We start from the raw sequence: 18,767 nt of genomic DNA on the forward strand, positions 1-18,767 counted from the left end.
GACGCATTCCTGGGCGTGTTGGAGCGCGCTAGCGCGCGATAGGGCTTGCGGTAACTTCTGATCGCGCGCAATCGCGCTCCTGCAAGAGCCGGCTGTATCAAAAGGGGCCGCCATTGGCGGCCCCTTTTGCCTTAGCCGGCTTTCTTCTTTGCCAGGCGCAACCAGGTGTCGACCACCGTATCGGGGTTGAGCGAAACCGATTCGATGCCTTGATCCATCAGCCACTCGGCCAGGTCCGGGTGATCGGACGGCCCCTGGCCGCAGATGCCAACGTACTTGCCCTTTTCGCGAGCGGTCTTGATGGCGAGTGCCAGCAGCTTCTTCACCGCCGGGTCGCGCTCATCGAACAGGTTGGCCACGATGCTCGAATCACGATCCAGGCCCAGCGTAAGCTGGGTCAGGTCATTCGAGCCGATCGAGAAGCCATCGAAGATGTCGAGGAACTCATCCGCCAGCAGCGCGTTGGACGGCACCTCGCACATCATGATGACCTTCAGGTCGTTCTCGCCCTGCACGAGGCCGTTCTTGCGCAGTACGTCGATGACCTTGCGGCCCTCATCCAGCGTGCGGACGAACGGGATCATGACCCATACGTTGTCGAGGCCCATGGTCTCGCGCACGTACTTCACGGCTTTGCACTCCAGCGCGAACGATTCGGCGAAATCCGCCGAGACGTAACGGCTGGCGCCACGGTAACCGATCATCGGGTTCTCTTCGTGCGGCTCATACCGCGAACCGCCCAGCAGGCCGGCGTACTCGTTCGACTTGAAGTCGGACAGGCGCACGATCACCGGCTTGGGGTACACGGAGGCGGCGATAGTGGCGATGCCTTCACCCAGTCGATCGGTGTAGAACGACACCGGATCCTTGTAGCCCGCGATGCGTGTATCGATGCGGGCCTTGGTCTCGGCATCCTGCTTCGCGTACTCGAGCAGGGCCTTCGGATGCACGCCAATATGGCTGGCGATGATCATCTCCAGGCGGGCCAGGCCGATGCCTGCGTTCGGCAACATGCCGAAATCGAAGGCGCGCTCCGGGTTGGCCACGTTCATCATGATCTTGAGCGGAGCCTCGGGCATGGCGCCGAGGTCGGCGGTGATCTTGTCGAACTTCAGCAACCCCTCGTAAATCGTGCCGGTATCACCTTCGGCGCAGGACACGGTCACTTCCGCGCCATCGGGAATGGTGTCCAGCGCGTTGCCGCAACCCACGACGGCAGGCACGCCCAGCTCACGCGCGATGATCGCGGCGTGGCAGGTACGGCCGCCACGGTTGGTGACAATGGCGGCCGCGCGCTTCATCACCGGCTCCCAGTCGGGATCGGTCATGTCGGCGACCAGCACGTCGCCCGGCTGCACCTTGTTCATGTCGGCAAGCGAGCGGATCACGCGGGCTTTGCCCGAACCGATCTTCTGGCCGATGGCGCGGCCTTCGGTGAGCACCTTGCCCTTTTCGTTGAGCTGGAAGCGTTCGAGCGTGGTGGCGTGCGAGCGCGACTTCACGGTTTCCGGGCGGGCTTGCACGATGTACAGCTTGCCGGTATTGCCATCCTTCGCCCACTCGACGTCCATGGGGCGGCCGTAGTGCTTCTCGATGACCAGGGCCTGGCGGGACAGCTCTTCCACGTCGGCATCGGTGATGCAGAAGCGGTGGCGGTCGGCGGCAGGGGTCTCTTCAATGCGTACGCGCTCGCCCGGCTGATCCGAGTACACCATGCGCTGCTGCTTGGCGCCCAGGCTGCGGCGAAGCACGGACGGCTTGCCTTCCTTCAGGGTCGGCTTGAACACGTAGAACTCGTCCGGATTCACCGCGCCCTGGACGACCATCTCGCCCAGGCCGTACGAACCGGTGACGAACACCACGTCGCGGAAGCCGGACTCGGTATCCAGGGTGAAAAGAACGCCCGAGGCACCGACGTCCGAGCGGACCATAAGCTGCACGCCCGCCGAGAGGAAAACGTCTTCGTGCTTGAAGCCCTGGTGGACGCGGTAGGCGATGGCGCGGTCGTTGTAGAGCGAGGCGAAGACTTCCTTCACCTTGTGCAGCACATCGTCGATACCGACAACGTTGAGGAAGGTTTCCTGCTGGCCGGCGAACGAGGCATCCGGCAGGTCCTCGGCGGTTGCGGAAGAGCGCACGGCCACCGCGATATCGGCGGCACCGGCATCCTTGCAGAGCTTGATGTAGGCATCGCGAATGGCCTGCTCGAGATCGGCGGGCAGAGCGGTATCCACGATCCAGCCGCGGATCTCCTTGCCGCCACGGGTCAACTCGTCCACGTCATCCACGTCCAGCGTGGCCAGGCGTTCCTGGATGCGCTTCGCGAGGCCGCTCTTTTCAAGGTAGGTCTGGAAGGCGTCGGCCGTGGTGGCAAAGCCACCCGGGACCGAGACGCCCAGTTTCGCCAGGTTGCCGATCATTTCGCCAAGGGAGGCGTTTTTGCCGCCCACCTTGCCAAGGTCGGTCATGCGTAGCGCGTCGAGCCAAAGTACCAGGTCGCTCAAAGGAAGATCCTCACATCGGTTGGGCGGCGGGCCGCGCTGGTAAAAATCGGCGCATTGTCGCGGTGGTATGGTCGCCGCACAAGCGGCGATGCACAAATCCGCCCGCGATTTTGCGGGGTGGATGGTTATGACGGCGTATTGGTCTTAAGGTGGGAGTCATGGAACCACTCAGGGGAAACCGGCCGATGCGGCGCACCGTCTTCTTCATTTCCGATTCCACCGGCATTACGGCCGAGACCATCGGCAACAGCATGCTTACCCAGTTCGACGGGGTGGAGTTCGACACGCACCGGCTGCCGTTTATCGACAACCCGGCCAAGGCCGAGGCGGCGGCTCTGCGCATCAAGACCAAGTACGCCCAGGACGGGCAGAGGCCGATCGTCGTGAACACCATGACCTCGAAGGCCTTGTGCGATATCGTCGCGGGCAGCGGGGCGCTGATGCTGGACGTGTTCGCCCCCTTTATCGACCCGCTCGAGCAGGAACTGGGGGTCAAGCAGTCCGGTGCCGTGAATCGCTCGCATGGCCTCGTGGATTCGGATCGCTACGAGGCGCGCATCGAGGCCACGAACTACGCCCTGGCCCATGACGATGGCCTGGATGTGGATTACAACCTCTCCGACGTGGTCCTGGTGGGTGTGTCGCGATCGGGCAAGACGCCAACCTGCCTGTACATGGCCTTGCATTACGGCGTGCGTGCCGCCAATTACCCCCTCACGGACGATGACCTCGACAAGCTCGAATTGCCGATGCGCCTCCGCCCGTACCGGAGCAGGCTATTCGGCCTGACCATTGATCCCGTCCGCCTCGCACAGATCCGTGAGCAACGCCGTCCCGGCAGTCGCTACGCCACGCTGAAGCAGTGCCGATGGGAGCTGGAGCAGGCGGATCGCCTGATGCGCCGGGAAAATATCCCGGTCCTCAACACCACGCATACGTCGATCGAGGAAATCTCGAGCAAGATCTTTGAATACCTGGGGATCGAGCGGCATATGTATTAACAAGAGAACGTTTACGGAGACCGACGCCACTCATGACAGCCATCCTCGAACGCCCAACCGCGCTGATCCCGGGACGCTTCGAATTCCTGATGGGTCTTTATGCGGAGAATTACCACCGGCTTGCGCGGCTGTTCGCCCCGCAGCGGCTGGCGGCGGGCCGCTATGTCTCCGATGTGGATGATGGCCTCAATGTCAGGCTGGAGATCCAGGAAAAGCACCCGTACACCCTGGAGCTCGAGCTCACTTACGACTTTGTCGATGAGGCGACCGGCCAGCCCTCGCCGTCGGCCCAACTGCGCATGTACACCGACGCGCACGTGGCCGAGGCGCTGCATTGCCATCCGGGCCGAAAGCTGTGGCAGGTGCTGGGCCCCTTTCCGCCAGCGGATACCGTGCTCCAGCATCGCCTGCGCATGAACGGATTCCTCAGCCGCTGGCTGGAGTACCTGGCCGAGCAGGGGCATTCGATGGGCACCCTGGTACGCGTGGAGGGTGACGGGATACGCCGGCCCCTGTAGGAGCGCGCTTGCGCGCGATAGCCAGCAGGGCGGCGATGCCGAAATCCCGGATTCCAGGCAAAAAAAATCCGCCAGATGGCGGATTCTTCTTTGGAAAGTGGCGGAGCGGACGGGACTCGAACCCGCGACCTCCGGCGTGACAGGCCAGCATTCTAACCGACTGAACTACCGCTCCACACTAGTTTTCCAACTTCCAACAACTACCAACTTCTACATCCATTACACTTACCGGCGGACCGGAAAGTGGCGTCCCCACGGGGATTCGAACCCCGGTCGCCACCGTGAAAGGGTGATGTCCTAGGCCTCTAGACGATGGGGACGTACTAGAAGTTGGTGGAGCCAGCCGGGATCGAACCGGCGACCTCCTGCATGCCATGCAGGCGCTCTCCCAGCTGAGCTATGGCCCCCTGCTGGAAGCCGCAAAGATTAGGGCCGAACCCCGATTCCGTCAAGCGTTCGTGACACTTTTTTTGAATTTATTTTCGACGAATTCAGAATCTTCATGGCTGGCAGCCACTTGCGTGAAGTGCCCTGAAACACGGTTTTTTCCGCTTTGGTCACTTCGTAACCAGATCGTCATTCGTCGCATTCACGTCGCGATGTTCTCGCGACTTCCTGCGGGGTAACCTGTCCCCTCATACACACAGGGACAGGCATGCACGGCATCGTTTTCATCCAGGACCTGGCCACCGTCATGCTTGTGGCTGGCCTCACTACGGTGCTGTTCCAGCGCCTTCGCCAGCCGGTCGTGCTTGGCTACATCATCGCCGGCCTGTTGATCGGGCCGCATACGTTCCCCTTCATCTTCATCCACGACGAAGAAACGATCCGCACCCTCTCAGAGCTGGGCATGATCCTGCTGCTCTTTGCGCTGGGCCTGGAATTCAGCCTGAAGAAGTTGCGCGCGGTGGGCGGGGCGGCGCTCGTGGCGGCGTTCGCGGAAATCGTGCTGATGGTGTGGATCGGCTACGAGATCGGGCGGTTCTTTGGCTGGAGCACCATGGATTCGCTGTTCCTGGGCGCCATGCTGTCGATCTCCTCCACCACCATCATCATGAAGGCACTGGAGGACCTGAACCTCAAGCGCGAGCGGTTTGCGCAGCTGATGTTCGGCATCCTGATCGTGGAGGATCTGCTGGCCATCGTCCTGATGGCACTGTTGACGGGTATCGCCAGTACCGGCGGTCTCGAGGCCGAGCAGGCGTTGGCCGCGGTGGGGCGCCTGGGCCTGTTCATGGCCGTATCGCTGGTCGTCGGCTTGTTGCTGGTGCCGCGCGTGGTCGATTACATCGCGCGGGTCAGCCGCAACGATGTGCTGCTGATTGCGGTGCTGGGCATCTGCTTCGGCTTCTGCCTGCTGGTGACCGAGTTGGGTTACAGCGTGGCGCTAGGCGCCTTCATGATCGGCGCCATCGTGGCTGAATCGGAAAGCGTGGCGCGCATCGAGCGCATCATCATGCCGGTGCGCGACATGTTCAGTGCCATCTTTTTCGTGGCGATCGGCATGCTCATCGACCCGGCGCTGCTCGCCGAGTACGCATGGCCCATCACGATCGTGACTATCGCCGTGGTGGTGGGCAAGGTCGTGACGTGCAGCTTTGGCAGTTTCGTGGCGGGAAATGACGGCCGTACCTCGTTGCGCGTTGGCATGGGCCTGGCACAGATCGGTGAATTCTCGTTCGTCATCGCCACGCTGGGCCTCAGTCTCAAGGTCACCAGCAATTTCCTTTATCCCGTGGCCGTCGCCGTGTCGGCGATCACCACGTTCCTTACGCCGTACCTGATCCGCCTTTCCGATCCGCTGGCAACCGGGCTTGCGCGGGTGCTGCCAGCGCGAGTGACGGGCGTGTTCGGCGCTTATACGGACTGGATGGGGAGTCTGGGGCTGCAAGGGCAGGGCGCGATCGTCATGAAGATGATCCGCCGCCTGGTGTGGCACGTGATCATCAACATGGCGCTGGTCATCGCCGTCTTCATCATCACGGCGTTTGCGTACCGTCGCGGTTTCATGCACCTGGACCTGTTCAGCGATAACCCGGTGGTCCGGCGCAGCCTGGCGTGGTCGGTGGCCGCGCTTGTCTCGCTGCCCATGGTGGTGGCCGCTTACCGGAAGGCTGGCGCGCTCGGCATGTTGCTTGCCGAACTGAGCATCCCGGACCGGTTCGGCGCGCGGACCTACCGGATCCGGGCCGTCCTCGGGAGGATCATTCCGGTGGTGGTCATGTTGATTCTGGGCCTTTTGGTGGCGGCGCTGGCCTCGACCATCCTGCCGCCGCGCGAGGTCGCAGCGGTGCTGATACTGATCGGTATCGGCCTGACGTGGCTTCTGTGGCGGGTTCTGGTACAAGTGCACGCCCGGTTGCAGGCAGCGCTGCGCGACACGCTGGACAAGCCGGGGCAGGGGCACGGGGAGTGAAATGGACGAATTCACGAAAGGTCCATGAACTTTTGGTATGAAACCTTGTCTCTGCCCCCGTCATTGCAAGCCGGGCGCTAACCACAGCACAATGGCGATTCTGCCTCCGCACGGAGGTGCCACGGCGGCCTCGCCGATTTTCTCCAAAGAGAGGGAGTAACGAATGAAGCACTTTTTGCGTCCCACGATGATGGCCGTCGCCCTGGCGGTTTCGCTGGGTGCGGCCGCGGGCGCATCTGCCCAGGCTGCCAAGCCGGCCGCCGCCCCTGCCGGTGGCGTCGATAAGCAGAAGGCCAGCTATGTCGTGGGTTGGGACCTTGCCAGCTCGCTTCCGCCGCTCGTCGCGCGCGAAGTCGACCCGGCCACGGTCGCCAAGGCCCTCCAGGCTGCCCTGTCTGGCCAGAAGCCGACCATGACCGAAGCCGAAGCCAAGACCACGCGTGAAGCCTTCGTGGCCCAGCTGAAGGTCAAGGCCGAAGCCGAGTACAACAAGGTTGCTTCCCAGAACAAGACCGAAGGCGACGCTTTCCTGGCCAAGAACAAGAGCGCCGCTGGCGTGAAGGTCACGGCTTCGGGCCTGCAGTACCAGGTCGTCCAGGCCGGCACCGGCCAGCGCCCGGGCCCGAACGACACGGTCACGATCAACTACACCGGTACGTTCGTGAACGGCGAGAAGTTCGATTCCTCGGCCGATCACCAGCCGGCCGGCCCGGCCCAGATCCCGCTCGCCGCGGTTATCCCGGGCTTCCGCGAAGGCCTGCAGCTGATGCAGACCGGCGGCAAGTACAAGCTGTTCATCCCGTCGAACATCGCATACGGCGCCAAGCCGGAAAACGGCTTCCCGCCGAATGCGACGATCATCTTCGACGTCGAGCTGCTGAAGACCGGCCCGACCCCGGCTGGCCAGGGCCCGGCCGCCGGCGCCGCTCCGGGCGGCAAGTAATAAGCAAATGTAGGAGCGTGCTCGCACGCGAAAAGCCAACGAAGCGGCCTGGCCGAAATACCGGCCACGCCGCAACCAAGGCAACCGAAAAAGGGACGCTCCGGCGTCCCTTTTTCTTTCTGGCACCACAGGCGTGGTGCGTTGCGGTTTGCTCGCTCCGGTCCTCGGACTACAATCGGCGGTTACGGCAACCTCGCCGCCCGTACCAAGGACATCCCATGAGTGACACCGATGAGCGCCTGATGGAGCTCGAGGTGCGCCTCGCTTTCATCGACGACACCGTGAACAGCCTTTCGTCCGCCGATGCGGAGATTGCGCGACGGCTGGATCTGCTCGAGCGCGCGGTGCGCGAGATGCGTTCTGACCTTTCGACCATGCGTGCGGGGCTGGGCGGTGACCCGGCCAGTGAACCCCCGCCGCCGCACTACTGATATAGCTAGAGAGCCTTACCGACCATGGCAGAGTCCCTGCGTGACCAGTTGTTGAAGAGCGGCCTCGTCAAGGAGATCCGCGAAGAGGCGCGTAAATCCGCGCCGCCACCTCGCCAGGGCGGCAAGGGTGGCCAGCGACCGCAAGGCGGTGGCAAGCCGGGCCAGGGTGGGGGCAACCGTTCCCAGGGTGGTGGCAAGCCGAACCAGGCGGGTGGACGCCCACAGGGCGGCCGGCCGAACGGTGGCCAGGGCCATGCCGCGCGGCCGCCGCGCAACGACGGCGACATGGATCTGGCGAAGGCCTATGCCATGCGTGCGCAAACCGAATCCACCGAGCGCCGCAAGGCGGAGGCCGAGGCGGCTGAGCAGGCCCGGCTGCGCAAGGAAAAGAAGCGCAAGGTAGAAGAGCTATTGAAGGGCAAGGCGCTGAACCTCGCCGAGGCCGACCTTGTCCGGCATTTTCCCTATGGCGAAAAGATTCGCCGCGTACACGTCAATGCCGAGCAGTTGGCTGCCATCAATGCGGGTGCATTGGGTGTCGTGCAGCAGGGTGGCCGTTACCTCGTGGTAGATAAGGCCGTGATCGAGGCATTGGGCGCGTTGGCGCCGGAATTCATCGCCTTGATGGTCGATCCGGATGCACCCAGTGAATCCGACGATGGCGTGCCTGATGATCTGATCTGGTGATACCGGGCGCTATCGCCTGATCGATTGCGCCCAAGCACGCCCCTACATGCCTATCAGGCTGTTGTAGGAGCGCGCTTGCGCGCGATTCAAGCTCACGTCACGCCGGCGGCGTGGCGAGTTCGGGATTGTCCCAGCCTTCCTTCTTTGCAAACCGCGCGCCGTGCTTCTGTTCCAGTTTGGCCAGGCGCTCGCGTACGGCCGCCACGCCTTCACTGCGCGCATACTGGATGGGGCCGCCGCGGAACGGTGCGAAACCGGTGCCGAAGATGACGCCTGCATCAAGCAGGTCGGCATCGTCGACGACGCCTTCGGCAAGGCATGCGACCGCCTCGTTCACCATCGGCAGGATCATGCGGTCCTGCAGGTCGCCCGGCGGCACGTAATCCGGATCCACGTCGGGCTTGTCCGGCTTGCCGTCCTTCCACACGTACAGGCCTTCGCCGTCCTTCTTGCCGCGCTTGTTCGCGGCGAGCTTTTCCTCGAGACCCTGTGGCACTTCCAGCCCCAGGAAGGGGGCCAGCTCCTTGCCCACGGACACGCACACGTCCAGGCCAACCGTATCGGCCAGTTCGATCGGGCCCATCGGCATGCCGAATTTCTTTGCCTCGCGATCCAGCACCGGGCCAGGTACGCCTTCGTTGTAGAGGCGCATGGCTTCCATCAGGTAGGGCATGAGGATGCGGTTGACCAGGAAGCCTGGCGTGCCCTTGACCGGCACGGGTAGCTTGCCGATGGCCTTGCAGAAGGCGAGGGCGCGCTTTTCGATGGCGGGATCGAGCTGGTTGTGGCGAACCACCTCCACCAGCGGCATTTGCGCTACCGGGTTGAAGAAGTGCAGGCCCAGGAAGCGCTGTGGCGCAGCGAGCCCCTGGCGCAGTTCATCCAGCGGAATGGACGAGGTGTTGCTCGCCAGGATCTCGTCCGACTGGAACTGTGGCTCGATGGCCGCGTACAGCGCGTGCTTGGCCTCGGGGTTTTCGTAGATGGCTTCGATGGCCAGATCAGCCTCGGCCACCCCTTTGCCTTCGACATCCGCGCGCAGGCGACCCTTGGCTGCCTCGACCTTGGCCGGTGCCTTGAGCTTCTTTTCGAACAGGGTGCGGGCGCGCTGGATCGCCGGTTCCACGAAACGCAATTCGCGATCCTGCAGCGTGACGTCGAAACCTTTCAGGGCCGACCATGCGGCGATATCGCCACCCATGGTGCCGGCGCCCACGACGTGGACATGCTTGATGCCGTGATCGACGCCACCGCCCAGGCCCTTGAGGCGTTCCTGCAGGAAGAAAATGCGGATCAGGTTGTGCGCCGTCGGCGTGTTGGCGAGCTTTGCCACCGACTTCGCTTCCAGCTTCAGCCGTTGCTGGATGTTGCCGCCACCGTTGGCCCAGACATCGATAAGCGCGAAGGGTGCGGGGTAGTGCTCCTTGCACACCTTGGCGGCGGTCTGCTTGCGCACCATGGGTGCCAGGATGAGGCGGGCAGGCAACGTGTTGGTGGCCCAGGCTTTTGCCCGCTGCGCGAACGGGCGCGGCGACGGGCGCTTGGCCAGGTGGCGTGCTTCGGCGAGCAGTTCGTCGGGGCGGGCCAGGCGATCGACCAGGCCCACGGCCCTGGCGCGCCGTGCATTGAACGCCTTGCCCGTGAGCATGGCGGGTAAGGCATCCGGTGCGCCGATGAGCCGTGGAAGGCGGGCGCTGCCACCCCAGCCGGGGTGGATGCCCAGCATGACCTCGGGGAGGCCGATCCGGGTGGCATCGTCATCCGCTGCAATGCGGTAGCGGCAGGCCAGGGCGAGTTCGGTGCCGCCGCCCATGCAGGCGCCGTGGATGGCGGCCACGGTCGGGAACGGCAGGCGGGCCAGCGATTCGAACACGCGCTGCCCGTTCTCGATGTTCTCGAGGACGGTACCGGTGTGTGCGTACTCCACGAATTCCCGTATATCCGCCCCGACGGCGAACCCTGACGGTTTGGCGGAGTGGATCACCACCCCCTTGGGGCCTTCGATGGCCAGGCGTTCCACCAGGGTGCCCAGTTCATCCAGGACCTCGCGCGCCAACGCATTCGCGCTGGCGCCCTCGCGGTCCAGGGTGAGGACGACGATGCCATCGTCGCCTTCGCTGGTCTTCCAGTGCTTGAATCGGAGTCCTTCGAACATGGCGGTCGTGCGGTGGCGAATGAGCGCATCACCATACCTTTCCGCCGTGCCGAATGCGAGATACCCCGCCGTATGGTCCGACGGGGCGGTGCGCCGGCATGGCTGGCGATGCCCGCATCTGGCGCCCGGCACCCGGTTGGCCCGATACTGCGCGCCAGTCAAGTCGCCAGATGGCCGATGTCAGTGGATGCACTCGCAGGAACGGATGTCTTCGACCGAATTCTCTCAGCCGCCGGCCCGTTGGTCGCGCTGAAGGCGGACGAGCAGGCCACCCTTATCGATCAGTTCCGCCTTGTCGCGCGGCGCACGGGGCAGGCCGTGTACCTGTGGCGTGGCGGCGAGGGCCTCACCAGCCTGCGCGATGCGCAGATGCGGGTGCCAGGCTGCACGCGACTGGGCGACGCACTTCGCTACATCCTGCAAAGCCTGCACTTCGGTGTGTACCTGCTGGACATGCCGCCAGGCGTGCCGAGTGCGACGGATGGTGCACTTTTACGGCAACTTTCGAAGGCCCAGACCGGGCACGTGCGCCGCGTGGTCCTTCTGGGGGCCAGCGCCAGCCTCCTTGCCACGTTCGATGACGATATCGTGCGGGTCGATGCCGATCGCGCGGCCCGCTCGGTCGCACCCCGCCTGCGTGATGGTCGTTGGGTGGTCTGAACCATGATGTCGATCCCCGACGCCAGTGGCGTCCTCATTTTCACGCCGCGCCGCGACATGCGCCGCTCGGTTTTCGATGCGCTGGATGCCGATGGCGGCTTCGTCCTGTTGAGCGCGCGCGATGCGCTCCAGCTGGAAGCGCTGCTTGCCGATGCGCCGCCGTTGCAGGTGGCGGTGGTCGGCGGCGACGGGAGCGATGATGTCCGGCTGGGCATGCGGATCCTGCGCAGCTTTGCGGCGTACCGCGATATCCCCGTGGTGTATCTCGTGCCGGACGGCCCCCTGACCGTGGCGCCCGATGATGGCGCGCCGTGGCTGCGCGAAAGTGCCATCGCGGCCGAGCTCGCCCAGCGCGTCCGCATGGCCGTTGCCGTCGATACGACGCCGCGGCCGGTGGAGGCGCAAGCGGATTACCGTTTCGCGTTCGATGCGGGTGCGGCCTGGGTGGTGGCGTCGGCGGTGGACGGGTGCATCGTTGATGCCGGGGCGGCCATGTCGCGCTTGTGCGCGGAAGATGCGCCCATCCAGGGCCGCTTGCTGCGTGATGTGTTCAGCATGGTCGATGGCGCGGCCTGGCCCGTGCCCGATGGCGATGGCATGGCGTGCGTGCTGCGCCGTGCCGACGGCATGGAAATCCCTGGCGAGCTCGATGTGCGTCACCTTGTCGACGGTGCGGGCAGCCATCGGATTGCCGTGGCGTTTCGTGATCTGCGTGCCGGCGACACCGCCGCTCGTGCGTTGTCGTTGCTATCCGTGCTCGATGCGTGCCCCAGCGATGACGAGGGCCTGGGCGAGGCCGCTGCGATGCTGGCGGATGCCCTCGACCTGGACGTCGTGGGGGTATGGGCCGCACTCCCCGAGAACGAGGGTGGACCGGCTGTCGTCGCCCGGATCTGGAACGGGCCGGGGCAGGTGGAGTGGGCCGAAGCGGCCGATCTGCCGTTGCTCAAGGTGTGCCTGTCCGGCGAGGCGCTGGTGCGCCTTGGCGACGGCCGCACCGAAGTGCCCGCCGATCCTCTCATCGAGGCGCTCGGGCTGACGTCATTCGTTTTCCTTCCCTTGCTGGACGAGCGTCGTAGCGCCATTGGCGCGATGCTCGCCGGTCGCCGCCGGCCGGCGGGCGATGGCCGCATCTTCGAACTCGCGCTGCGCGCGGCGTCGGCGCGTTTCAGTGCCGCACTGGAATTGCGCCGGGCGCGCGACCAGGGGCGTGAGCGTGGCCTGGTCGATACATTGACCGGTTTGCCGAACCGGCTGTTGTTCCACGACCGCCTGGATACCACCATTCGGGAGGCCGAGCGCACCGGCGAGTTGTTCGCCGTGCTTCTGGTCGACCTGGATCGCTTCAAAGGTATCAATGAAACCCTGGGCCACTCTGTAGGTGACCAGGTGCTGACGGCCGTGGCGCGCCGGCTGCGTTCCAGCGTGCGTGGCTCGGATACCGTGGCCCGTTACGCGGGCGATGAGTTCACCCTGGTCCTGCGCCACATCATCAAGCGCGAAGACGTACTGCGCATCGCCGAGAAAATCGTCCAGGCAATGGAGGTTCCCCTTCACCTCGATGATGGTTCGGAGTTGCAGGCCACTGTGTCGGTGGGCATCGCCTTCTTCCCGGATGATGCCGTGGAAGGCGAGCTCCTGCTCCGTCACGCGGATGAGGCCATGTACGGCGCCAAGAGCCTGGGCCGGAATAACTACCAGGTGTACGCGGCCAACGTGGACACCGCGCAGCAACAGCAGGGTGAGCTGAAGGCGCGACTGCGGCATGCCGAACGCAACAGCGAATTGCGCGTGTTCTACCAGCCCCAGGTCGATGCCGGCAGCGAAGATATCGTCGGCATGGAGGCCCTGGTGCGCTGGGAGCACCCGGAGCTGGGCATGATCAGCCCGGGGTTCTTCATCCCCCTTGCGGAGGCTAGTGGGCTCATCGTGCCCATTGGCGAGTGGGTGCTGCGCACCGCGTGCGCCCAGGCAAAGATCTGGGAAGACCGCTATGGCCTCGGCCTGCGCCTCGGTGTGAACCTTTCGGCGGTGCAGTTGATGCAGCCCAACCTGGCGGGGGTGGTTCGTCGGGCGCTGGAGGATACCGGCCTCGATGCGTCGTTGCTCGAGCTGGAAGTGACCGAGAGCATCAGCGTCAAGACCGTCCCGCACCTGGTCGAAACCCTGGATGCCCTGCATGCCATGGGGTGCCGCATCGCCATCGACGATTTCGGGACGGGAGCGGCATCGCTCGATTACCTGCGCCGCCTCCCGGCTGACCGGATCAAGATCGACCAGAGCTTCGTGCGGAACATCGGCGTGGATCCCGATGATGAAGCCATCGTGCGCGCTACGATCGACATGGCCCATCGCCTCAAGCGTGGCGTGGTGGCCGAGGGCGTGGAAATCGAGCAGCACCTGCAGTTCCTGCGCGCCAACGGCTGCGACGAACTCCAGGGCTACCTGTTCTCCAGGCCGCTGCCTACCGTCACGTTCGATAAATTGCTGGGCGAGCGCGAGCGGCTCGTCGCTGAAGGCCAGGCGCTTACGGTCGCCTGAGGCGGCCGGCATGGCGGCCGCCATTCGTCCCGGGTTGAGCTTCACGGGGTTATCCGCATATTTTGCAGTAGCAGGGGCGTGGCGCATTGAACTTGCGCCCGCACCGCGGGTCTCACCTGCGCCCGGACTGGACCGAATGTTGTTGAGGAGACGGCCCGGATGGGCGAAAACGAACTGGATCAAGCACTTGTCGAGCGTGTGCAGCAAGGTGATCGCCGCGCCTTCGACCTGCTTGTCCGCAAATACCAGCACAAGCTGGTGGCGCTGATTTCCCGCTATGTCCATGACTGGACGGAATGTGAAGATATCGCCCAGGAGGCCTTCGTACGCGCCTGGCGCGCCCTGGGGTCCTTCCGCGGCGAAAGCGCCTTCTACACCTGGCTCTACAAGATCGCCGTGAACACCGCCAAGAACCACCTGGTGGCCATGGGCCGGCGCCCGCCGACGGGCGATATCGACGCCGAAGACGCCGTTTACGTGCCCGGGGCCACCCGGATGCATGAAAGCGCCACCCCCGAACGTGAACTCATGCGGGAGCAGGTGGAACAAACGGTGTTTTCTACTGTCCAAGCGTTGCCCGAGGAACTTCGGGTCGCGATTACCCTGCGTGAGGTGGAAGGCAAGAGCTATGAGGAAATTGCCGCCACGATGGATTGTCCGATCGGGACCGTCCGGTCACGTATCTTCAGGGCCCGCGAGGCCATCGATGAAAAATTGCGGCCGTTGTTGTCAGACCGCGAGGACCACACCCCATGAGCGAAGCTAATCGGGAAATTCTCTCCGCCGGCATGGATGGAGAGCTGTCACGGGAGGAGATCCGCTTCCTGTTGCGTCGCCTCGAGACCGATTCGGCCCTGGCGAACGCATGGTCGCGTTATCACGTCGGCCGCGACGGCGTGCGTGGCGAGGCACTCCCCCCGGTTTCGGTGGGTTTCGCGGACCGCGTCATGGCAGCGATCGAGGCGGAAGCTGCGACGCAGGCAGCACCTGTGGGCGCACCGCGCCGTCGCTGGCTGCACTGGTCCGCAGGTGGCGCCATCGCCGCCAGCGTCGCCGTGGCGGCACTGATGGTGGCGCAGCCCGCAGGTAACCGTGCGGCAGCACCGGATATCGCCCACCGCGCAACCAGCCCGGCGGGTACCGCCGTGGCGGATGCCACGCCTGAGCCGGTGAGTGCGCCGGTCGCGCCGCAGTGGCTTAGTGGCAACGTGGCCTCGCAGTTCACGCAAAAGGCGGCGTTCGATAGCTCCGGTGACGACGCGGCCACCGCGTACTTGCCGCGTTCCACGCCCTACCAGATCCAGCGCGCCCGTGCCGCCGCGGTGCAGGACGCCAGTCGCGGCCAGTACCTGCTGCTGACCCGTCCCGATGGTTCCCGTTATGTGCAGCCGCAGGCTGCACCGGCGGCCCGTTAAGCGGTGCGTGCCCGGCGCGCCGCCGTCTCCCGGCGCGCCTTTTCCCCACCCTGTTTCGTGATAACCCCGTGCGGCCTCGCCGCCGCACGGGCAGCTATGCCTGAAAAAAGGAGAAATACCCATGGCATCCTGGCATGCACGCGCGCTGATCGGTGGCGCGCTCGTCGTGGCGAGCGTTGGCGCGCAAGCACAATCGTTACCCGACTTCACCGGCATCGTCGAAAAAAATGCGCCCGCGGTGGTCCACGTCGAGGCAAAGACCTCCGGTAAGGCGGCCAGCAAGAGTCAGGGCAGGGGAGCACAGGATGCCCCCGATGACCAGGATGAGCTGTTGCGCCGTTTCTTCGGTATGCCCGGCATGCCCATGCAGCCACGTGAGCAGACCTCGCTAGGTTCCGGTTTCATCATCTCGGCCGATGGCTACGTCCTGACCAACGACCACGTCGTCGATGGTGCCGATGAAGTGAAAATTCGCTTGCAGGATCGTCGCACCTTCACCGCGAAGGTGGTGGGCAAGGATCCGCAGTACGACATTGCCTTGCTTAAGGTAGATGCCAGCACGTTGCCCACCGTCACCATCGGCGACTCGCGCAGCGTCAAGCGCGGCCAGTGGGCGCTTGCGATTGGCTCGCCTTTTGGCCTGGATGCCACCGTCACCCACGGCATCATCAGTGCGGTGGGGCGCAACCTCGGCAGCGGCGACCAGCCGTACACGTCGTTCATCCAGACGGACGTGCCGATCAATCGTGGCAATTCGGGCGGCCCGCTGTTCAACCTGCAGGGCCAGGTGATTGGCGTGAACTCGCAGATCTATTCCACATCGGGCGGGTACCAGGGGCTTTCGTTCTCGATTCCCATTGATGTGGCGATGAACGTGGTCCAGCAGATCAAGGACAAGGGGTATGTGTCGCGCGGCATGCTGGGTGTCACCGTGCAGCCGGTCGATCAGTTCGTGAAAAACCTCAACCTGCCTGATGCCAACGGCGCGCTCGTCGCCCAGGTCACGCCCGGCAGCGGTGCGGACAAGGCCGGCCTCAAGCAGGGCGACGTCATTCTGGGATTCAATGGCACCCCCGTTACCCAGTCCGTGGACCTGCCGCCGCTGGTGGGTATGACCAAGCCGGGTTCCATGGCCAAGGTGGAGATACTTCGCGACGGCAAGAAGCAGACCGTGGACGTCAAGGTCGGTGAACTGCCCCGCGACAAGAACGCGCTGGCGGCTGCCGCGAGCGGCGGGGCCGCGGCCGGCTCCGCGTCGGCCCTTGGCCTGGCCGTCGAGGATATCGATGCGCAGACCCGATCCGAGCTGGGCCTGAAGGCTGGCGAGGGTGTGGTGATCAGCCGGGTCACCGGGCGGACGGCGGCCAGTGCCGGCCTGCAGGCCGGGGACGTGGTGCTGATGGTGAACCAGAAGCGGATCGGTAGCGCCGCAGCCTTCCGGGATGCGGTCAAGGGCGTGAAGGAGGGCGATACGGCCATGTTGCTGGTGCGCCGCGACGACACCACGCGCTTCGTCGGTATCACTGTCCCGAGCGACAAATGACCCCAGGAAGGCCGGCCGCCCTCGGCGGGGGCGGGCCTTCCATGCGATAATGCGGGATTCGCACCGGCCAAGGCGGCCGGTGCGCGTCGTTCGCGCCGCGAGCGATGGTGAACGTGACCACGGCGCTCCATGGAACTCATCCGCAACTTCTCCATCATTGCCCATATCGACCACGGTAAGTCGACCCTGGCCGACCGCATCATCCAGCTTTGCGGCGGCCTGTCCGAGCGCGAAATGGAAGCGCAGGTACTCGACAACAACCCGATCGAGCGCGAGCGCGGCATCACCATCAAGGCCCAGTCGGTGTCGTTGCCGTACAAGGCGCGCGATGGCAAGACCTACCAGCTCAACTTCATCGATACGCCCGGCCACGTGGATTTCAGCTACGAGGTAAGCCGCTCGCTGTCCGCTTGCGAGGGTGCGCTCCTGGTGGTCGATGCCGCCCAGGGTGTCGAAGCCCAGTCGGTCGCAAACTGCTATACGGCGATCGAGCAGGGGCTTGAGGTCATTCCTGTCCTCAACAAGATCGACCTGCCCACCGCCGATATCGACAAGGCCAAGGCCGAAATCGAGGCGGTGATCGGCCTTGATGCATCCGACGCCATCCCGGTCAGCGCAAAGACGGGCCAGAATGTCATCGAGGTGCTCGAGGCGATCATCCATCGCATCCCGGCGCCCAAGCCGCGTGATACCGACAAGCTGCAGGCACTGATCATCGACTCGTGGTTCGACAACTACCTTGGCGTGGTGTCGCTGGTGCGCGTCATGCAGGGCGAGATCAAGCCGGGCGACAAGATCCTGGTCATGTCCACCGGCCGCACCCACCTGGTCGATGATGTCGGCGTGTTCACGCCCAAGCGGAAGAAGCTCGAGAAGCTCTCCGCCGGCGAGGTGGGCTGGATCAATGCATCCATCAAGGACGTCCATGGCGCCCCGGTGGGCGATACGCTCACCCACGCCGGCAAGCCGGCCGAAGAGCCGTTACCCGGTTTCCAGACCATGCAGCCGCGCGTGTTCGCCGGCCTGTTCCCGGTCTCGGCCGACGATTACCCGGCGCTGCGCGAGGCGCTCGACAAGCTGCGCCTTAACGATGCCGCCATGTTCTTCGAACCGGAAAGCTCCGAAGCCATGGGCTTCGGTTTCCGCTGCGGCTTCCTTGGCATGCTGCACATGGAAATCGTGCAGGAGCGCCTCGAGCGCGAGTACGACCTCGATCTGATCACCACCGCACCCACGGTGGTGTACGAGGTGGCCAAGACCGACGGCAGCGTCATCAACATGGATAACCCGGCCAAGCTGCCTCCGCCGCAGCAGATCGCCGAGATCCGCGAGCCGATCATCGTCGCCAACATCCTCACGCCGGCCGAGTACGTCGGCAACGTGATCAAGCTGTGCGAAGAAAAGCGTGGCGTGCAGCGTTCCATCCAGTACCTGGCCACCCAGGTGCAGGTGACCTACGAACTGCCGCTGGCCGAAGTGGTGCTCGATTTCTTCGATCGCCTGAAGTCGGTGTCGCGCGGCTATGCGTCGATGGATTACCACCTTGATCGCTTCGATGCCGGCCCCTTCGTCCGCGTCGATATCCTGATCAACGGCGATCGCGTGGATGCGCTCAGCCTCATCGTGCATCGTTCGCACGCGGATCGCCGCGGCCGTGAACTGGTCGAGCGCATGAAGGACCTGATCCCGCGCCAGCAGTTCGATGTGGCGATCCAGGCCGCGATCGGCGCTGCGGTCATCGCCCGCTCCACGGTGAAGGCGCTGCGCAAGAACGTGCTTGCCAAATGCTATGGCGGTGACGTGTCGCGCAAGAAGAAGCTCCTCGAGAAGCAGAAGGAAGGCAAGAAGCGCATGAAGCAGGTGGGCTCGGTGGAGATCCCGCAGGAAGCCTTCCTGGCCGTGCTTAAAGTCGACAAGTAAGCCCGCCCTCGGGTGGCATGACGTTTTACCCAT

General features: G+C 64.4%; 14 protein-coding genes and 3 tRNA genes. 12 read left to right on the forward strand and 5 right to left on the reverse strand.

Annotated elements, in window-relative coordinates; translation table 11 throughout:
* Window positions 1–131: 131 nt before the first annotated feature.
* Window positions 132–2,504 carry a phosphoenolpyruvate synthase gene (ppsA, locus tag L2Y97_RS09080; protein ID WP_247435729.1) on the reverse strand — a complete coding sequence of 791 codons (2,373 nt, stop codon included), beginning with the start codon at window positions 2,502–2,504 and terminating at the stop codon, window positions 132–134.
* A gap of 185 nt (window positions 2,505–2,689) precedes the next feature.
* Here ppsA and ppsR point away from each other — a divergent pair, with 185 nt between their 5' ends.
* Both ppsR and L2Y97_RS09090 read left to right on the forward strand, forming a co-directional pair.
* Window positions 2,690–3,505, forward strand: coding sequence for a posphoenolpyruvate synthetase regulatory kinase/phosphorylase PpsR (gene ppsR / locus L2Y97_RS09085; RefSeq protein ID WP_247435732.1), 816 nt, complete (start codon window positions 2,690–2,692; stop codon window positions 3,503–3,505).
* Between the two features lie 32 nt (window positions 3,506–3,537).
* Window positions 3,538–4,023: a DUF1249 domain-containing protein gene (locus tag L2Y97_RS09090; protein ID WP_247435735.1), complete on the forward strand. Its 486-nt coding sequence runs from the start codon at window positions 3,538–3,540 to the stop codon at window positions 4,021–4,023.
* Window positions 4,024–4,121: 98 nt separating this feature from the next.
* On the opposite strand, the gene L2Y97_RS09095 is transcribed toward L2Y97_RS09090, so the two are convergent.
* The 3 genes from L2Y97_RS09095 to L2Y97_RS09105 all read right to left on the reverse strand — a co-directional run bounded on the left by L2Y97_RS09095 (window position 4,122) and on the right by L2Y97_RS09105 (window position 4,430).
* Window positions 4,122–4,198: transfer RNA gene (locus L2Y97_RS09095), tRNA-Asp, on the reverse strand.
* A 69-nt stretch (window positions 4,199–4,267) separates the two neighbouring features.
* A tRNA-Glu gene (locus L2Y97_RS09100) sits at window positions 4,268–4,343 on the reverse strand.
* Window positions 4,344–4,354: 11 nt separating this feature from the next.
* Window positions 4,355–4,430: transfer RNA gene (locus L2Y97_RS09105), tRNA-Ala, on the reverse strand.
* Window positions 4,431–4,678: 248 nt separating this feature from the next.
* On the opposite strand from L2Y97_RS09105, the gene L2Y97_RS09110 reads away from it, so the two are divergent.
* The 4 genes from L2Y97_RS09110 to L2Y97_RS09125 all read left to right on the forward strand — a co-directional run bounded on the left by L2Y97_RS09110 (window position 4,679) and on the right by L2Y97_RS09125 (window position 8,500).
* Window positions 4,679–6,439, forward strand: a complete 1,761-nt coding sequence (locus tag L2Y97_RS09110; RefSeq protein ID WP_247435738.1) for a cation:proton antiporter — start codon at window positions 4,679–4,681, stop codon at window positions 6,437–6,439.
* Between the two features lie 163 nt (window positions 6,440–6,602).
* The gene (locus L2Y97_RS09115) at window positions 6,603–7,382 is read left to right on the forward strand and encodes an FKBP-type peptidyl-prolyl cis-trans isomerase (protein WP_247435741.1); all 780 of its coding nucleotides are present in this window, start codon (window positions 6,603–6,605) and stop codon (window positions 7,380–7,382) included.
* A 218-nt stretch (window positions 7,383–7,600) separates the two neighbouring features.
* Entirely contained in the window at window positions 7,601–7,813 is a 213-nt protein-coding gene (locus L2Y97_RS09120; protein WP_247435744.1) for a SlyX family protein, read from the forward strand.
* A 24-nt stretch (window positions 7,814–7,837) separates the two neighbouring features.
* A complete protein-coding gene (locus L2Y97_RS09125; RefSeq protein WP_247435747.1) occupies window positions 7,838–8,500 on the forward strand; it encodes a DUF2058 family protein in 663 nt (220 codons plus the stop codon).
* Window positions 8,501–8,597: 97 nt separating this feature from the next.
* On the opposite strand, the gene L2Y97_RS09130 is transcribed toward L2Y97_RS09125, so the two are convergent.
* On the reverse strand, window positions 8,598–10,655 hold the full coding sequence (locus L2Y97_RS09130) for a 3-hydroxyacyl-CoA dehydrogenase NAD-binding domain-containing protein (RefSeq protein ID WP_247435750.1): 2,058 nt from the start codon (window positions 10,653–10,655) through the stop codon (window positions 8,598–8,600).
* A gap of 177 nt (window positions 10,656–10,832) precedes the next feature.
* On the opposite strand from L2Y97_RS09130, the gene L2Y97_RS09135 reads away from it, so the two are divergent.
* The 6 genes from L2Y97_RS09135 to lepA all read left to right on the forward strand — a co-directional run bounded on the left by L2Y97_RS09135 (window position 10,833) and on the right by lepA (window position 18,734).
* Window positions 10,833–11,315, forward strand: a complete 483-nt coding sequence (locus L2Y97_RS09135; protein WP_247435753.1) for a hypothetical protein — start codon at window positions 10,833–10,835, stop codon at window positions 11,313–11,315.
* 3 nt (window positions 11,316–11,318) lie between these two features.
* On the forward strand, window positions 11,319–13,856 hold the full coding sequence (locus L2Y97_RS09140) for a putative bifunctional diguanylate cyclase/phosphodiesterase (protein ID WP_247435756.1): 2,538 nt from the start codon (window positions 11,319–11,321) through the stop codon (window positions 13,854–13,856).
* Window positions 13,857–14,015: 159 nt separating this feature from the next.
* Window positions 14,016–14,612, forward strand: a complete 597-nt coding sequence (rpoE, locus tag L2Y97_RS09145; RefSeq protein WP_247435758.1) for an RNA polymerase sigma factor RpoE — start codon at window positions 14,016–14,018, stop codon at window positions 14,610–14,612.
* Complete coding sequence (locus L2Y97_RS09150; protein WP_247435760.1) at window positions 14,609–15,271, forward strand: sigma-E factor negative regulatory protein; 663 nt, start codon at window positions 14,609–14,611, stop codon at window positions 15,269–15,271. Before rpoE ends, L2Y97_RS09150 begins: the two co-directional genes overlap by 4 nt.
* A 121-nt stretch (window positions 15,272–15,392) precedes the next feature.
* Window positions 15,393–16,814 (forward strand): Do family serine endopeptidase, encoded by a 1,422-nt coding sequence (locus L2Y97_RS09155; protein ID WP_247435762.1) that lies wholly within the window; start codon window positions 15,393–15,395, stop codon window positions 16,812–16,814.
* 129 nt (window positions 16,815–16,943) lie between these two features.
* Window positions 16,944–18,734, forward strand: a complete 1,791-nt coding sequence (gene lepA, locus L2Y97_RS09160) for a translation elongation factor 4 (RefSeq protein WP_247435764.1) — start codon at window positions 16,944–16,946, stop codon at window positions 18,732–18,734.
* Window positions 18,735–18,767 lie beyond the last annotated feature (33 nt).

The organism is Luteibacter aegosomatissinici, assembly GCF_023078495.1.
Classification (GTDB): domain Bacteria; phylum Pseudomonadota; class Gammaproteobacteria; order Xanthomonadales; family Rhodanobacteraceae; genus Luteibacter; species Luteibacter aegosomatissinici.

Coding starts and splice junctions, on each gene's coding strand:
- ppsR (WP_247435732.1), top strand. CDS start 2,690: ATGCGGCGCACCGTCTTCTTCATTTCCGATTCCACCGGCATTACGGCC.
- L2Y97_RS09090 (WP_247435735.1), top strand. CDS start 3,538: ATGACAGCCATCCTCGAACGCCCAACCGCGCTGATCCCGGGACGCTTC.
- L2Y97_RS09110 (WP_247435738.1), top strand. CDS start 4,679: ATGCACGGCATCGTTTTCATCCAGGACCTGGCCACCGTCATGCTTGTG.
- L2Y97_RS09115 (WP_247435741.1), top strand. CDS start 6,603: ATGAAGCACTTTTTGCGTCCCACGATGATGGCCGTCGCCCTGGCGGTT.
- L2Y97_RS09120 (WP_247435744.1), top strand. CDS start 7,601: ATGAGTGACACCGATGAGCGCCTGATGGAGCTCGAGGTGCGCCTCGCT.
- L2Y97_RS09125 (WP_247435747.1), top strand. CDS start 7,838: ATGGCAGAGTCCCTGCGTGACCAGTTGTTGAAGAGCGGCCTCGTCAAG.
- L2Y97_RS09130 (WP_247435750.1), bottom strand. CDS start 10,655: ATGTTCGAAGGACTCCGATTCAAGCACTGGAAGACCAGCGAAGGCGAC.
- L2Y97_RS09135 (WP_247435753.1), top strand. CDS start 10,833: ATGTCAGTGGATGCACTCGCAGGAACGGATGTCTTCGACCGAATTCTC.
- L2Y97_RS09140 (WP_247435756.1), top strand. CDS start 11,319: ATGATGTCGATCCCCGACGCCAGTGGCGTCCTCATTTTCACGCCGCGC.
- rpoE (WP_247435758.1), top strand. CDS start 14,016: ATGGGCGAAAACGAACTGGATCAAGCACTTGTCGAGCGTGTGCAGCAA.
- L2Y97_RS09150 (WP_247435760.1), top strand. CDS start 14,609: ATGAGCGAAGCTAATCGGGAAATTCTCTCCGCCGGCATGGATGGAGAG.
- L2Y97_RS09155 (WP_247435762.1), top strand. CDS start 15,393: ATGGCATCCTGGCATGCACGCGCGCTGATCGGTGGCGCGCTCGTCGTG.
- lepA (WP_247435764.1), top strand. CDS start 16,944: ATGGAACTCATCCGCAACTTCTCCATCATTGCCCATATCGACCACGGT.